The organism is Haladaptatus sp. CMSO5 (genome assembly GCF_036689885.1).
Classification (GTDB): Archaea; Halobacteriota; Halobacteria; order Halobacteriales; family Halococcaceae; genus QDMS2.
The window spans coordinates 1404861-1417959 of the sequence record NZ_JBAHVW010000001.1; the positions used below are offsets into that span (position 1 = coordinate 1404861).

Sequence of the window (13099 nt, forward strand, 5' to 3'; positions counted from 1 at the left end):
CTACTCGTGTTCTCGGCGCTTAAGTGCGCGTCGGTACTCCCCGTAGGGGTCTTCGGGGTTGAACTTCGCCGGGGCTGAATTTACGGCCTCGGCTCCACAGATGGGGCAGGTCGCAGAAAGCGTGTACACCGGGCGGTCGTGCGCGATCGCACTCGCCGAACACACCCGGATGTCGGATTTCATTCGTCGTCTTCGTGGCGCTCGCGGTGGTAGTGGGCAGTACCGCCGTTTGCCTTGATGTAGTCGGCTGCTCGCTCGGCGCTCGATTCGAGCGCGTCTTCGGCGAGCTTGTAGTCCGGTGCCTTCACCTTGATGCGGTATTCGGGCGACCCGACGTAGCTGACGGAGAGTTCGATGTCATCGGAGAGGTCGTCGTCGCTTTCGGCAACCTTGAGCGCCTCTTTGATGACGTCCACGCCGTCCGGGTCCGGACAGCGCAGGTCGATGTAGCCCGTGACGTTCACGTACGGCACCGACACGTTCTCGCGGGCGGATTCGACGATGGCGCTGACTTCGTCATCGTCCAATCCCGTCTCTTCTAAGGCTTCTGCGCCGTGAATCGCGGCGGCCTCGAATCCGGCGTACAGGCTGCCGTACTCGTCGAGCAGTTCGTTTGCGATGGCGGCGTACTCGTCGTCGGCGATGTCCTCGCCAAATGCGATGAGCATCCACTTATCGGCCTTCTGCTCGTTTTTCCAGTCCTGAATCTTGTCTTTGCGCTGGTGGTCGTTTACGTCCTTGATAGAGAGGTCAATCTGCTGGGAGCTCTCGTCGACAGAGAGCACCTTACAGACGACAGTTTGTCCCTCACGGACGTGGTCACGAACGTTCTTGATCCATCCGCTGGCCACCTCGCTGATGTGGACGAGTCCGCGCTTTTCGTCGTACTCCTGAAGGTCGATGAACACACCGAAGTTCTCGATGTCTTCGACCTTCCCGACGACGAGTTCGCCCGGCTCGGGCCAGCCGCTGTATTTCATCGTGACTCGACGACCTCTGTGACCTCACCCTCGATGGCCGCTTTGCCGCCGGTCGGGCGGGCGAGCGTGTGCCCGCAAACGGCGCACGCAACTTCGGTGGCTGCGCGTTCGAAGAGGGTCTGTTCGTTCTCACAATCTGCGCATTTGACGGTGATGAAAGAGCCTGCCATGAGATTACTCCTGGAACTCAAGCTTGCCTGCCCGCCAGCCAGCGCGGAGGTGGGCTTTGCCGCAGTCGCTGCAGCGGTATTTGAGGTTCGTTTTCTTGGTTGGCTTGTCGCCACCAGGCACCTTCGAGAACTTACCGGCGTTACCAATCGTGGCTTTGCCACGGGCACGCTGGCGGTCGATCCACTTCATCCCGGTCTCGCGACCGCGGCGAACTTTCTCGACTTCGTGTTCGTGATGCGTTTGGCAATGCGGACAGTACGTATTGAAGCGTCGTGGCATCTGCATAGCTAATCCCTTACTTCAGCCGTAACGTGCCACGCCTTAAAACGCATTTGGTTTATCCGTGTCTCACGCGCGGCGCGTCCGCCCGCCCTCCGGGAGTCCTCGCGCTACTCGCTCACACACAGAGTACCAACTATCGGCCAATTTTCTGTGTCTCTGTAACTTCGCTCTCGGTGCGCTGTCTCGCCACGCCTTATCGCGGTTGGACGCATTCTCCAGAATTTTCGAGCGTGTCGTCGGTGAATCGGACGGTCGCACTGTACGACGCGCACGTCTCGGTGTCCCACGTCTGTTCTGTTTTCCAGTCGGTCCCTGACACAGTGACCGTGTAGCGACCTCGCTCTGTGACGGTGAAATCGAAGGATCGACCAACGCTCACGTCAAGGCGGTCGGTTTCTTCGTCTAGTACCGTCTCATCTGCGTCGGTGACCGTGACGGTCACGTCGGTCGGTGAACTGCTCTCGTTTTGAATCGTGAGCGAGAGCGAACTCGACTGCGATGTGGACTGGGTTGGGATAAGCGAACAGCCCGACAAGGAAGCTGCGAGGACGAGGAGAAATGGGCGACGACCGTACATTACACCACCCACGCACGCTACGACCAAAATCCTTCTGTGACTACAGGACGCACGGGTTCGGTTTGCCGTCTCACTGCTAGCCTACAACAGTCACCGACAACCGACAGTATAATTTCACCCACGTCCATATCCGAGACCATGAAGCGGCTCATCATCCACGGGGACCCCGGCATCCGTAAGGGTGGTATCATCGAATACGACGGCGAACAAATGCACTGCTTTGGTGTCGCACGACAGGGCGATTACCACGGGCCAGACCGCGTCCAGCTCTGGTGTACCATCGGTACCGAAGACGAACTGGAAGCCTTCGAGCGCCGGGAGTTCATCCCGATGCACTTAGACGTAGACGCCGTAGACGCCTCGGAAATCGTCGTCGTGAAAGCGAAAGGCGACCTCGCTGTTTGAGAAACTCGGTTTTCCTCTCGAACCTGATTCTGGCCCAAAAGTACGTCTCACGTTCTGAGACCCGACGATAGGTGTATTCCCCCAACCAGCCTATCATATCGTATGGCCAGCACAACGGCTGCGTCAAGAGGAGTACCGAGTGGGGAACGTGGAGATAGTACTGGCAGACGCACCTTCTTGAAGGCAACTGGGGGACTCGCCATTGTCGCACTCGCTGGCTGTACGGGCGGTTCCGGCCCAAGCCCGGACACGACAGTGGATGTGACGCTGTCCGATTTCAAAATCGAATTGAGTGACAGTTCGGTCTCCGCTGGCCGAATTCAGTTCGACATCACGAACGTGGGGCCATCGCTCCATGAGTTCGTAGTACTGAAGACGGAGATTATGGCTGGAGAGCTACCGACCGACGAAGACGGGGCGGTAGACGAAGCGGGTGCAGAAGGTATCGAACTCGTAGACGAAGTCGAAGATATTGAGGACGAAGCGACAGCGACGTTGACACTTGACCTTGACGCGGGCCACTACGCGCTCATCTGTAATCTCCCCTCCCACTACGAGTTGGGGATGTTCGCAGACTTCGTGGTGACGTAAGTCACTGGCAACTGTGGCTTTTTACGAGTGCCACACCTACCGACTGCTATGCGCGTGGCCCTCGTTTCCGTCGGTGATGAGATACTTGCAGGTGATACCGTCAACACGAACGCGACGTGGCTCTCCCAGCAACTGAACGCTCGGGGAGCGACCGTCGAACGCGTCACAGTCGTCCCCGACCGCATCGCGGACATCGCCCACGTCGTAAACGAGTACCACGCAGAATACGACGCCGTCATCGTGACCGGCGGGCTTGGCCCGACCCACGACGACCTGACGATGGAGGGCATCGGGGCTGCGTTCGGCCGTGCTGTCGAACGCCACGAAGAAGCTCTTGCGTGGCTCACGACCCACGGCGGCTACTCCCACGATGACCTCGCCACGGGAACCGCCCACCTGCCCGTCGGCGCGCGGATGCTCCCGAACGAAGTCGGCGTCGCGCCGGGGTGTGTCGTAGACGCCGTCTACGTGTTCCCGGGCGTGCCCGCCGAGATGAAGGGGATGTTCGACCTCGTCGCAGACGAGTTTTCGGGTGTGAAACGCTACACAGACGAGGTGATTGCTGCAGAGCCAGAGAGCGCGCTCATCGACCGGATGAACGAAGTCCAGGAAAAATTCGGCGTGAAAGTCGGGAGCTATCCCGGTGAGAACGTTCGCATAAAACTCGAAAGCGAGGACGAAGACGCCGTCTCAGCGGCGAAAGCGTGGTTACAGGAACGTGTGACGGAAGCCTATCGGTAGAGCGAGTACCACCACGCGCCGACGATGGCGAGGCCGATAATCCCGACACCCCCACCAATAAGGTTCATTTGTCCTGCAGTGAACGCCGTTTCTCCCATCTCAGCGAGCGGAACATACATGGATGGCCGTTACAAGCGGGTTCGCATAAATGTTGATACGTTGGCTCAGTGGGACTCAGCCGCTTCGAGGTGCGACCGGCAGGTGCTGAGAAACTCCACGAACGAACATTCGGCGTCAGTGTCAAACGAGAGGATGACCGCGCCGTATTCGACCAAATCGTCAAAGATTACCATGACGGCTTGTTCGAAGACACGCACTGTTGCCTTGAGCGACCCGACGGCGTACAGCCCTTCGTGGTGGCGCTGTTCGAGCGTACTCAAGACGAGTTCGTCGCGGATACGCGAAAACGCAAGTTCATCGTAGAGTTCAGAGACATCCTCTCGCATGAACGTGTACGTTATCTCCGCTTCTGTGGCGTAGCCGACCGCTCGCAACTTCTCCCCCAAACACGCCGTCGCATACTCCAAAACCGCTTGTAGGCCTTCAATATTCATGGTGGTGTTTATAAGTCGGTGTATATGTCACAAACAAGGACTATAAGAGTTAGCCTTCGCGGAACTCGAATGGCGCCACCGCATGCCTTTTCTATCGCTCTCGCACATGAACAGGTATGCGACGCATCGGCGTGGTTGTGAACCCAATCGCTGGCATGGGCGGGCGCGTCGGCCTCAAGGGAACCGACGGCGCAGTCGAGCGTGCCCGCGAACTCGGCGCAGAGCCGCGCGCACCCGAACGTGCACGCACCGCCATCGAGCGCCTCGCAACTGACGCCCCCGACACCACGATTTTCACTGCCGCCGGTGAGATGGGGGAACTCGCGGTCACCGCTGCCGGATTCGACCCCGAACTCGTCTACGAACCGCCTGCAGCGTCGAGTGCCGCCGACACCCGCGAAACCGTCCGTCGGTTCGTCGCGGAAGGCGTTGATTTGATTCTGTTCGTCGGCGGCGATGGCACCGCCGTGGACATTGCAGAGACACTCGCGGAACTGGACGCAGACACACCCGTGCTCGGCGTCCCGGCGGGGGTGAAAATCTACTCGTCTGTGTTCGCTGTCTCGCCTGCGGAGGCCGGGCGCATCGCAGCCACCTACACCCGTAGCGAGCCAAACGAAGTGATGGACATAGACGAGGAGGCATATCGAGCAGGCGAGGTGCGCGCCGAACTCAAAGCCGTCGTGAACGTTCCGGTCGCAGAGGGCCTCCAATCGTCAAAACAGCTCTCCTCGGGAACGATTGAAACGCTCGTCGAGGGATTCGTCGAAGACGTAGACCCAACGGTCACCTACGTGCTTGGCCCCGGCAGCACGGTCGGCGCAATCAAAACTGCGCTTGGGTTCGACGGCTCGCCGCTCGGCGTCGACGTGTGGAAAGACGGCGACCTGCTCGTCAAAGACGCCCGTGAACAACAGATTCTCGACGCGCTCGGTGAACGAAATCGCATCGTCGTGTCCCCGATAGGCGGACAAGGCTTCATCTTCGGGCGCGGGAACCACCAGCTTTCACCGGCCGTGATTCGCCGGTGTGACATCGACGTTGTTGGCTCGCGGGCGAAAATCGACGACATCGGCGTCCTCCGCGTTGACACGGGTGATGCGGCGCTTGACGAGGAGTTAAAGGGCTGGTATCAGGTTCGAGTCGGGCGATTCGAGCGGCGGATGCTGAAAACGGTTTAACAATGCATAGGTCCCTAGTACGAAGCATGGGGTATAGGGTTCCCATATAGTGAGATATAAGGTCGTGCAAATAGAGTAATCTCCCTATGGAAACACGTAAGGTACAGCGACTCGGCCCCTCGACGTTAGCAATGACGTTGCCCGCAGAGTGGGCGAAGGCACACGGTGTCGAGAAGGGCGATGAGGTAACGATTCGGATGGGTGGAAAGGGGACGCTCACGGTCATGCCGGAGTCCGCGCAGGCAGAAGAGTCAGAAGCGATTATCCACGCCAAAAACCTCGATGCGGATTCTGTCGAACGGGCAATCGTGGCACAGTACGTCCTCGGACGCCGCGTCATTCACGTCGAAGCCGACGAAGGTGAGACGCTCACGAGCGCGCACATCAACGCGGTGTACAACGCAGAGACCCAGCTCATGGGCCTCGGCGTCATCGAAGAAACCCCAGACCGAATTGCGATTCGATGCTCTGTCGACCCTGAAGACTTCACCCTCGACAACCTCTTAGAGCGCCTCGAATCGACGGGCAGCACGATGCGAAACGAGGCCGTGAAGGCACTCGCCCACGGAAACCCCGACTTGGCCCAGCGCGCGCTCAACCGAGAGCGTCAGGCAAACAAGATTTTCGTCCTCCTGCTTCGCCTCATTTTCACCGCTTACCAGAATCCGAACCTCGCCCGAGCTGTTGGCCTCGCAGACGGCTTCCCGCTCATCGGCTACCGGTCGATTGCGAAAAACCTCGAACTGACGGCTGACAACGCAGAAGACATCGCAAAGACCGTCATCGAAACCGACGGGCACACCCTGAACGTCGACTCTGCGACGATGCGCCGCATCCGCGAGTTCACCGACCAAGTGAACGAAATCACGGAACTCGCCGTCCGCTCTGCGGTCGAGCGTGACTTCGATATGACCATCGAGGTGCGTCGGATGTTCGCAGAAATCGGTGACAAGGAACACGAGATTCTCGATGACCTCCCGGAGATGTCGAACAAAGACCTCCTGCAGGTGCGCGAAGTGCTCGTGAGCCTCCAGCAGACCGCCCAGTACGCCGTCCGCAACGCCGAAATCGCCACCAACCTCGCGCTGAACGAGGAGTCAGAACACACGACGATTCGGTAACTACGCTTTTTTCACCGCCAACGGATTTCGCCGCGTGATACGGCAATCGAACGCCGGATGCTCAGCGACGTGTCGCACCAACAGGTGGCGACACAACCCGGTGATTCCGCTTTTACCGACGTCCGTCGCAGTGAACGTCTCTGGCAGTCGGTCGTAGAGTCGCTCTAACTCCTCGAAACGCCGGAACACTTCTGCGTTGCCCGAAGAACTCCCCGCCCGGCGACTCACGCGATACGAGCCATTCTCGCGGTACTCGCTGACGGTTTTGAAAAACTCCGTGCGCTGGCACAGCGCGTCGCCGAGGTCGTCGTGCAACTGCTGGGCGACCGCGGGTGGCAACTCGTGAGTCTCGCCGTCGATTGTCACAAACACCGAGTCACCGTCCGCCGTTACGCCATGCTCACGGGAGAAGAACGCGACCAGGAGTGTGGGTACTCCGTGTTATTGTAGCCGAATTTACACGAGACCGGAATAAAATGCTATCGCCTACCGACGAACGAGCGCGAGCGGGGAGCGTGGCACGTCGAGGATGCCGCCGTCGTCGGTGGTTTCCGTGGCGGTCGTGGTGGTCTCCGTGGTCGTGGTTTCCGTGGTCGACGCTGTCGTTTCATCCGACTGCTCGGTTGTCGTGGTCTCTGCGGTTTGCGTCTGCTCGTCGTCTGTCGAGGTACTGCTGTTCAGGTTCGTGTCGATGTCCGTCTGGTCTTTCGTGCCGAAGATGTCCGTTTCGACGGTCTGGGTGTGGGTCAAATCGTCGAGTGGGAGTCTAAAGGAGGGGCCGCTCTGGCCGACTTGCACCTTCGCGTAGAAGTCGATGCGGAGTTCTGTGACCTGATTATTTCTGAGGTGGGAGGCCCACCAGTCATCGAGCAGCTGGTTGTTGATGGTTGCCGTCGTCGCAACCGTCTCCGTTGCGCCGCCGGGGATGACGTGCGAGCGGTCGGTCACGCCCTCGCCCACGGTGATGTTGTTCATCGTAATCGTGTAGCCGAGTTCGGTGATGGTGTAGGGCGTCGCCTTTGGATTGTAGAGGACGAACTGGAGGTCGATTGGCGTCTGTTGGTCGGTGACCGTCCCCCACGTCGCGCTCGTCTGGTTGATGTAGAGCACCGGATCCGAGATAACCGCCTGATTGGCGTTTATCGGCCGCGTCTCGTCTGAGTTCAACTGCCCAATCAGATTCGTGTGGATCTGCTGTGACTGGGGGACGTTGAACGTGCGCCCGAGCAACGAGGAGTGAACTTGCGCGTTGATGTTCACGTTCGTCGTCTCGTTGTTCTGGATGTGCGTGACCCACCACGCCGGTATCTTCTCGTTATCCATTCGCGTGTCGAACTGGAGGGTTGTGTTGCCCTGTTCGATGTCGAGTCCCTCTTTTTTCCCGTAGGCGATGGACACGTCGTTCATCGCCACGTCGTACTCCACCGAGGTACCCCCGAGCTGGAGGCTGATGGGGTTCGGATTCGAGACGACGAGGTCGGTCTGGATGGCGGTTTGGGTGTCGCTCACGCCCGTAAACCGGTTCTCGACGCCGCCGACGACCGGGACGCCGATGATGCCAAGCGCCCACGCGCCGCCAATGCTTGCGACTAGGAGGCCGACGACTGCGACGAGAACCTTCAATTTACTCCCAAAAACGAGTGTCTTTGCCCCTGCCATTATGCTCAGATATGCGCTTTCCTGTATAGTTCTTCGGACGGCAGGCCGTCGCCGGAAAAGAATGAACTAAGACCCTCCTGTCGTTACCACATGATATGACCGCAGAATCCGCCGCCGCGACGGACAAGGGCATTGGCATGGCCATGCTGTTTGGCGCACTCGCCCTCGTTGGAGTACTCGTGATGTACGTCTTCCCAGAGACGCTGAACGCCGCCTACGGCTTCGCTGCCGCCATTGTGTTCGGGTGTATCTTGATTACCACCTTGCACGTCTACGGCAACTGAGTCGGTAACGGTTAAACCGTTGAGCGTCGTATTTACTTGTTGATGACAGACTTCACAGATGAGGACCTGCGAATTCTCGCGCACCTGCGAGAGAGCGTCGCCAAGGGAGAACGCTACTTCCGGGCGAAGCACATCGCAGAACAGATTGGGCTTACAGCCAAGCAGGTTGGCGTCCGCCTTCCCCGTCTTTCTGAGAAGTCAGAGGACATCGAAATCGAAAAATGGGGTCGCGCCCGCTCGACGACGTGGCGCGTGACGCTTGGCTAATCGGGCACCCGCTTTCTGCACCGTCGTTTTACGACACGCGTATTCGGACAGGGCGTACTCCCCAGTCAGCGCCTTTTTTACGTGGCGAGCAAGTAGGAGTGTCGTATGACCGTCCGGGTTTCAGAAACGTTCGAGTTGCCCGCCACCCCCGCTCGCGTCTGGGAGTTCATCGCAGACCCGGCCAAACGCGCAGAGTACATCAGCGTGGTCGATTCCTACACCATCGACAACAAGGAGGGGACGAAAGCCACGTGGCAAATCAGCCTCCCCATTCCGTTTATCAACAAAACCGTTCCCGTGCGCACAGAGGACGTAAAACGCGAGGAACCGGCGTTCATCAAGTTCGTCGGCAAGTCGTCGGTGATGCACGTTGTTGGCGAACACGAACTCACGGAAACGGAGACTGGCACGAAACTCGCAAATCGGTTCGTCGTGGAAGGCAAAGTGCCGGGTGTCGAGCGATTTTTCAAACGCAATCTGAGCAAAGAGCTCTCCAATCTCGAAGCTGCGTTGCTCGCAGACCTCCGCGACTCAGCCGAGTAACAACCGGGTCGACAATGCGCGAATTTATGTGTGGTGAGTGTCTTCTCTCAGACACCGGGACGACGCTTTTCTCGTCAGACCGGTAACAACGCACCGCCACATCGGACCGTCATGGCCACGGTCCACCGACGCCCGCCGCAGCGTCACCACGGCTCGGTCGCGTGCAGGGCGCACACGCGACTCAGCCATCATCACTTGAAATCTGCTTTCCAGAGCGACTGCAGGAACATAGACCATGACTCTTGAACCTCATTCACCTTCTGCCGGTACGTAGGATTTGATTTAACCTTGTAGCGACGTGGACGGTGAGTTTGATAACCGAGAGCCACATCCTGAGTGGAAATGAAATTAACAGTCACCCATCTGACTCTCCTGACCTACGCGGTTTCGCCAGCCCATAAAGACTGCAACACGGGTTCGGCAGCCTCGAACGCCACCGGATTCGTCCTGCAAGCGTACGCCGAGTAGTCCTCGAACGGTGCGTGTTGCACTCCCCAATTCTCCGTGAACAAGAGCAACGGCTTTCCCGGGTGCTCAGGATGTCGAAACGTCACAATCGTTTTCACGTCGAACCCAGACGGGTCAGTGCCCGGCAACGTAGCGTACATCTCTTGATTCTCCATGACGTGCCGGGCAGTGCGTTCACTCGGGATGAAGCAGAGTTCGAAGCTCACAGGCGTCGTTGGCCGAGGCGTGTACGCACTCCCGGGGAAGAAATGCGCTCGTGCGCGGTTGAACTGACGAATCACCGCGTTTGCGCCGGTCACGGAATTAAGCGCAGCATCCGACTTGAACTCGAATACGTGCACGCCGCCGATTCCTCGCTCGTAGAGGTCGATTGAACCGCGATTCCCGTAATGGGAGTAGGGAACTTCCACGTCGTGAAACGCGGATTTGATTGGGACGCCGTCCTCGCGGCTGGCTTGCTCTCGCTCGCGTGTGTGCTCGATGAGAGCGTTGGTGAGGTCGTCTTCAGTGTACGGGCCGGTTGGCTGCGACGTGGCCGAGTGTGGGTTATCTGTGGACATTGGCATGGAGTAGGCGTGGGCTGGTTGGCCGAGCGTTACCACTCGTCGAATGAGTGAATGTTATCGTTGGAACTGGCCTGTTGAGGGGCATGGCGGTCGATACCGACAATTGCCCTTTCCCATCAGAAAATTGGACATACAGTGATATAAGTGATTTTGGAGGTTTGACAGACTGTGTACCAAGATTGTCAATCAAACCGTACATTCCAATAATTTTATCAATCTTTCTGGAATGTGCCCGTGGAGCTATCGTCGGTCGAGCGTTGCCACTCGGTGAGTAGGCTATTTTCATGGATGTGGCTGGTGTGCGGCCAGAACTTCTCGGTTCCGGCTGGTTTCCCCGAATCCCATCAATCTGGAAGCGAGACGCACACTTGAGTCATATGCACCGTTAGGTAGGCATAGATGCGCGAGCGATGTTACTCTCGGCGTGATGGTATTCGTTGCAGTCAATCGGACGAAGGCAACTGGTAGAACGGTTCTACCTGCCTAAGTCACACTTGTGACAACGGACGCCCCCCAGAAAAAGACTCGCGTTTTGTACAGGGACTACCAAGGCGCTACTCATCCAACTTCGAAAGAATCGCCCGCGACGTGGACTCGCCGACGGCCCCACAGCGTCACCAAGGTTAGGTCGCGCGTTTTTCGATTTCACCCTTCACGACTCCAGCTTCGAAATCGTGGTCGGGGCGCATGTTGATGAAGTCGAGAAAGTCCTGTGCGGCGAGCAGCTCGTCTACGCTGTAGCTTTCGAGCGCGGCGTCTACGGCCGAGCTTGCGCCGATGAGCGGTTCGAGTGCTGCGAGCGCGCACGCGAGGTCGTACGACCGGGCGTCTGCGAGGCCGGACTCTTTCACGTTGGTCGCGTCGATGAAGTAGAGCGTGTTGTTGGCGATGAGGACGTTCTCACCGCGGAGGTCGCCGTGGGCGAGGCGGTTGTCGTGCATGGTGGCGAGCGACTCGAACATCTCCGGCGCGTAGGACAGTGCCTCGCGGCCCGACAGCTCGTTGAGCGTGCGAAATTCGGGGAGATATTCGAGGACGAGCACGCCGAGGTCTTCGAATTCGAAGGCTTCGACGGGTTCGGGGGCGTTGATGCCGATTTCGCGCAGTTTCTTCGTCGCCTCGAACTCGTGTTCGGCCATGCCGTAGGCGGTTCCAAAGTGGTCGAAAAAGCCCTCCGTTCCGCTCGTAAACGCACCGATGTTGCGGCCCGTCGTGAGCAGGGCGTGGACGAACGAGTTCTGCTCGGTGATGATTTTCACGAACCAGCGTTCGTTGATGACACAGGGTGTAGAGAGCCAGTTGTCGGCTTCGAGAAACTCGATGCGAACCTCGTCTTCGTCGTAGCGCTCGGCGATTGCTCTTGCGACCGACTCTAATCGGTCCCATTCAATCCGGCCGCGGAGGAACCGCCTGAATGCCATTGGAAAAATACGGGCGGCCCGGAGACATATGTCTTCGCCAGAACGCTTATGCGCCGTATCACCGCGTGGCACAGTCGTTAATGATTGTCGGTGTTTTTATCTTCCGTTGCCCGAATCTTCGGGTATGGATTTCAGCCTACCTGCAGAACACCGGATGATTCGAGATACCGTCCGGGAGTTCTGTGACGAGGAGATTGTCCCCATTGCACAGGAAATCGAGGACGAACACCGCTGTCCGACCGAAGTGTTCTCCGCCCTCGCAGACCTCGACATGATGGGCGTCCCCATCTCCGAGGAGTACGGTGGGCTTGGCGGCGACCAACTCATGTATGCGCTCACGACCGAAGAAATCGGGCGCGCCTCCGGCTCTGTCGGGCTCTCCTATGCTGCACACATCTCGCTTGCCTCGAAACCTATCGAAATGTTCGGTACCGACGCACAGAAAGAGCGTTGGCTTCGCCCGCTCGCAGAAGGCGAGTATCTCGGGTCGTGGGCGCTCACCGAACCCGGCAGCGGCAGTGACGCCTCGAACATGGACACTACCGCCGTGAAAGACGGCGACGAGTGGGTCATCAACGGCACGAAGCAGTTCATTACGAACGCGAGCGAGGCCGGTTCGGTGCTCGTAAAGGCCGTTACGGACCCCGACGCCGGGTACGACGGCATCTCGACGTTCATCGTCGACCCGCGCAACGACGACGGTTTCGAAGTCACGACCGTCTGGGACAAGATGGGCTTGAACGCCTCCCCAACCTGCGAGATTCAGTTCAACGACGTTCGCGTCTCTGAAGACCGCCTCCTTGGCGAGGTTGGTGAAGGCTGGAAACAGACGATGAAGACGCTAAACGGCGGCCGCATCTCGATTGCCGCCCTCTCGGTCGGCATCGCACAGGGCTCTTACGAAGCCGCCCACAAGTACTCGAAAGAGCGCGAACAGTTCGGCCAACCGATTTCGAAGTTCGACGCCATCCGCGACAAAATCGTCTCGATGGACCGCAAAATCGAACGCGCACGCCTCCTGACCCACAAGTCGGCGTGGCAGTACGACCAGGGCATGGACGTGACCAAGTCCTCGGCGCTCGCCAAACTCGACGCGAGTGAGGTCGCCCGCGAGGTCTCAGAGGACGCCGTGCAGGTGCTCGGCGGCTACGGCTACACCACCGACTTCGCCCCACAGCGGATGTACCGCGACGCAAAGCTCATGGAAATCGGGGAAGGCACCTCCGAAATTCAGCATCTCATCATCGGCCGCGAACTCGGGCTGTAAGGCGAAAGGCCGAGCGGTCAC

20 protein-coding genes are annotated in these 13099 nt (G+C 58.7%); 9 read left to right on the forward strand and 11 right to left on the reverse strand.

Annotation, left to right across the window (positions count from 1 at the left end):
• The 5 genes from V5N12_RS07425 to V5N12_RS07445 all read right to left on the reverse strand — a co-directional run bounded on the left by V5N12_RS07425 (position 1) and on the right by V5N12_RS07445 (position 2010).
• Positions 1-183 carry an RNA-protein complex protein Nop10 gene (locus V5N12_RS07425; protein WP_332898520.1) on the reverse strand — a complete coding sequence of 61 codons (183 nt, stop codon included), beginning with the start codon at positions 181-183 and terminating at the stop codon, positions 1-3.
• Positions 180-980, reverse strand: a complete 801-nt coding sequence (locus V5N12_RS07430) for a translation initiation factor IF-2 subunit alpha (RefSeq protein ID WP_332898521.1) — start codon at positions 978-980, stop codon at positions 180-182. The genes V5N12_RS07425 and V5N12_RS07430 overlap by 4 nt, the downstream gene beginning before the upstream one ends.
• Positions 977-1150, reverse strand: a complete 174-nt coding sequence (locus V5N12_RS07435) for a 30S ribosomal protein S27e (RefSeq protein WP_332898522.1) — start codon at positions 1148-1150, stop codon at positions 977-979. Before V5N12_RS07435 ends, V5N12_RS07430 begins: the two co-directional genes overlap by 4 nt.
• A 4-nt stretch (positions 1151-1154) precedes the next feature.
• The gene (locus tag V5N12_RS07440) at positions 1155-1436 is read right to left on the reverse strand and encodes a 50S ribosomal protein L44e (RefSeq protein ID WP_332898523.1); all 282 of its coding nucleotides are present in this window, start codon (positions 1434-1436) and stop codon (positions 1155-1157) included.
• Between the two features lie 190 nt (positions 1437-1626).
• Positions 1627-2010 carry a hypothetical protein gene (locus tag V5N12_RS07445; protein ID WP_332898524.1) on the reverse strand — a complete coding sequence of 128 codons (384 nt, stop codon included), beginning with the start codon at positions 2008-2010 and terminating at the stop codon, positions 1627-1629.
• A 138-nt stretch (positions 2011-2148) separates the two neighbouring features.
• Between V5N12_RS07445 and V5N12_RS07450 the strand changes: the two genes are divergently transcribed.
• The 3 genes from V5N12_RS07450 to V5N12_RS07460 all read left to right on the forward strand — a co-directional run bounded on the left by V5N12_RS07450 (position 2149) and on the right by V5N12_RS07460 (position 3747).
• On the forward strand, positions 2149-2415 hold the full coding sequence (locus V5N12_RS07450) for an HAH_0734 family protein (protein WP_332898525.1): 267 nt from the start codon (positions 2149-2151) through the stop codon (positions 2413-2415).
• 177 nt (positions 2416-2592) lie between these two features.
• Positions 2593-3006: a hypothetical protein gene (locus V5N12_RS07455; RefSeq protein ID WP_332898526.1), complete on the forward strand. Its 414-nt coding sequence runs from the start codon at positions 2593-2595 to the stop codon at positions 3004-3006.
• Positions 3007-3054: 48 nt separating this feature from the next.
• Complete coding sequence (locus tag V5N12_RS07460) at positions 3055-3747, forward strand: competence/damage-inducible protein A (protein WP_332898527.1); 693 nt, start codon at positions 3055-3057, stop codon at positions 3745-3747.
• On the opposite strand, the gene V5N12_RS07465 is transcribed toward V5N12_RS07460, so the two are convergent.
• Complete coding sequence (locus V5N12_RS07465; RefSeq protein ID WP_332898528.1) at positions 3738-3866, reverse strand: hypothetical protein; 129 nt, start codon at positions 3864-3866, stop codon at positions 3738-3740. The two genes, V5N12_RS07460 and V5N12_RS07465, sit on opposite strands and share 10 nt — an antisense overlap.
• 45 nt (positions 3867-3911) lie before the next feature.
• On the reverse strand, positions 3912-4301 hold the full coding sequence (locus tag V5N12_RS07470; RefSeq protein ID WP_332898529.1) for a hypothetical protein: 390 nt from the start codon (positions 4299-4301) through the stop codon (positions 3912-3914).
• A 116-nt stretch (positions 4302-4417) separates the two neighbouring features.
• Here V5N12_RS07470 and V5N12_RS07475 point away from each other — a divergent pair, with 116 nt between their 5' ends.
• Complete coding sequence (locus V5N12_RS07475) at positions 4418-5482, forward strand: ATP-NAD kinase family protein (RefSeq protein ID WP_332898530.1); 1065 nt, start codon at positions 4418-4420, stop codon at positions 5480-5482.
• An 86-nt stretch (positions 5483-5568) separates the two neighbouring features.
• Positions 5569-6603 carry a PhoU domain-containing protein gene (locus V5N12_RS07480; RefSeq protein WP_332898531.1) on the forward strand — a complete coding sequence of 345 codons (1035 nt, stop codon included), beginning with the start codon at positions 5569-5571 and terminating at the stop codon, positions 6601-6603.
• Here the strand turns inward: V5N12_RS07480 and V5N12_RS07485 are convergent, their stop codons facing one another.
• Positions 6604-6975 (reverse strand): DUF7528 family protein, encoded by a 372-nt coding sequence (locus V5N12_RS07485; protein WP_332898532.1) that lies wholly within the window; start codon positions 6973-6975, stop codon positions 6604-6606.
• 114 nt (positions 6976-7089) lie between these two features.
• Positions 7090-8262, reverse strand: coding sequence for an LEA type 2 family protein (locus tag V5N12_RS07490; protein WP_332898533.1), 1173 nt, complete (start codon positions 8260-8262; stop codon positions 7090-7092).
• 95 nt (positions 8263-8357) lie between these two features.
• On the opposite strand from V5N12_RS07490, the gene V5N12_RS07495 reads away from it, so the two are divergent.
• From V5N12_RS07495 to V5N12_RS07505, 3 genes are all read left to right on the forward strand, one after another.
• The gene (locus V5N12_RS07495; RefSeq protein WP_332898534.1) at positions 8358-8546 is read left to right on the forward strand and encodes a DUF7525 family protein; all 189 of its coding nucleotides are present in this window, start codon (positions 8358-8360) and stop codon (positions 8544-8546) included.
• Between the two features lie 42 nt (positions 8547-8588).
• Positions 8589-8813, forward strand: coding sequence for a DUF7123 family protein (locus tag V5N12_RS07500; RefSeq protein WP_332898535.1), 225 nt, complete (start codon positions 8589-8591; stop codon positions 8811-8813).
• Between the two features lie 105 nt (positions 8814-8918).
• Positions 8919-9356 (forward strand): SRPBCC family protein, encoded by a 438-nt coding sequence (locus V5N12_RS07505; RefSeq protein WP_332898536.1) that lies wholly within the window; start codon positions 8919-8921, stop codon positions 9354-9356.
• A gap of 377 nt (positions 9357-9733) precedes the next feature.
• Here V5N12_RS07505 and V5N12_RS07510 read toward each other — a convergent pair whose 3' ends face one another.
• Complete coding sequence (locus V5N12_RS07510; protein ID WP_332898537.1) at positions 9734-10384, reverse strand: hypothetical protein; 651 nt, start codon at positions 10382-10384, stop codon at positions 9734-9736.
• Between the two features lie 629 nt (positions 10385-11013).
• Positions 11014-11811 carry an RIO1 family regulatory kinase/ATPase domain-containing protein gene (locus V5N12_RS07515; RefSeq protein WP_332898538.1) on the reverse strand — a complete coding sequence of 266 codons (798 nt, stop codon included), beginning with the start codon at positions 11809-11811 and terminating at the stop codon, positions 11014-11016.
• Between the two features lie 124 nt (positions 11812-11935).
• Here V5N12_RS07515 and V5N12_RS07520 point away from each other — a divergent pair, with 124 nt between their 5' ends.
• The gene (locus V5N12_RS07520; protein WP_332898539.1) at positions 11936-13078 is read left to right on the forward strand and encodes an acyl-CoA dehydrogenase family protein; all 1143 of its coding nucleotides are present in this window, start codon (positions 11936-11938) and stop codon (positions 13076-13078) included.
• The last annotated feature ends 21 nt before the right edge of the window (positions 13079-13099 follow it).

Coding starts and splice junctions, on each gene's coding strand:
- V5N12_RS07480 (WP_332898531.1), top strand. CDS start 5,569: ATGGAAACACGTAAGGTACAGCGACTCGGCCCCTCGACGTTAGCAATG.
- V5N12_RS07470 (WP_332898529.1), bottom strand. CDS start 4,301: ATGAATATTGAAGGCCTACAAGCGGTTTTGGAGTATGCGACGGCGTGT.
- V5N12_RS07435 (WP_332898522.1), bottom strand. CDS start 1,150: ATGGCAGGCTCTTTCATCACCGTCAAATGCGCAGATTGTGAGAACGAA.
- V5N12_RS07520 (WP_332898539.1), top strand. CDS start 11,936: ATGGATTTCAGCCTACCTGCAGAACACCGGATGATTCGAGATACCGTC.
- V5N12_RS07425 (WP_332898520.1), bottom strand. CDS start 183: ATGAAATCCGACATCCGGGTGTGTTCGGCGAGTGCGATCGCGCACGAC.
- V5N12_RS07490 (WP_332898533.1), bottom strand. CDS start 8,262: ATGGCAGGGGCAAAGACACTCGTTTTTGGGAGTAAATTGAAGGTTCTC.
- V5N12_RS07430 (WP_332898521.1), bottom strand. CDS start 980: ATGAAATACAGCGGCTGGCCCGAGCCGGGCGAACTCGTCGTCGGGAAG.
- V5N12_RS07445 (WP_332898524.1), bottom strand. CDS start 2,010: ATGTACGGTCGTCGCCCATTTCTCCTCGTCCTCGCAGCTTCCTTGTCG.
- V5N12_RS07440 (WP_332898523.1), bottom strand. CDS start 1,436: ATGCAGATGCCACGACGCTTCAATACGTACTGTCCGCATTGCCAAACG.
- V5N12_RS07475 (WP_332898530.1), top strand. CDS start 4,418: ATGCGACGCATCGGCGTGGTTGTGAACCCAATCGCTGGCATGGGCGGG.
- V5N12_RS07460 (WP_332898527.1), top strand. CDS start 3,055: ATGCGCGTGGCCCTCGTTTCCGTCGGTGATGAGATACTTGCAGGTGAT.
- V5N12_RS07515 (WP_332898538.1), bottom strand. CDS start 11,811: ATGGCATTCAGGCGGTTCCTCCGCGGCCGGATTGAATGGGACCGATTA.
- V5N12_RS07510 (WP_332898537.1), bottom strand. CDS start 10,384: ATGTCCACAGATAACCCACACTCGGCCACGTCGCAGCCAACCGGCCCG.
- V5N12_RS07495 (WP_332898534.1), top strand. CDS start 8,358: ATGACCGCAGAATCCGCCGCCGCGACGGACAAGGGCATTGGCATGGCC.
- V5N12_RS07505 (WP_332898536.1), top strand. CDS start 8,919: ATGACCGTCCGGGTTTCAGAAACGTTCGAGTTGCCCGCCACCCCCGCT.
- V5N12_RS07500 (WP_332898535.1), top strand. CDS start 8,589: ATGACAGACTTCACAGATGAGGACCTGCGAATTCTCGCGCACCTGCGA.
- V5N12_RS07465 (WP_332898528.1), bottom strand. CDS start 3,866: ATGTATGTTCCGCTCGCTGAGATGGGAGAAACGGCGTTCACTGCAGGA.
- V5N12_RS07450 (WP_332898525.1), top strand. CDS start 2,149: ATGAAGCGGCTCATCATCCACGGGGACCCCGGCATCCGTAAGGGTGGT.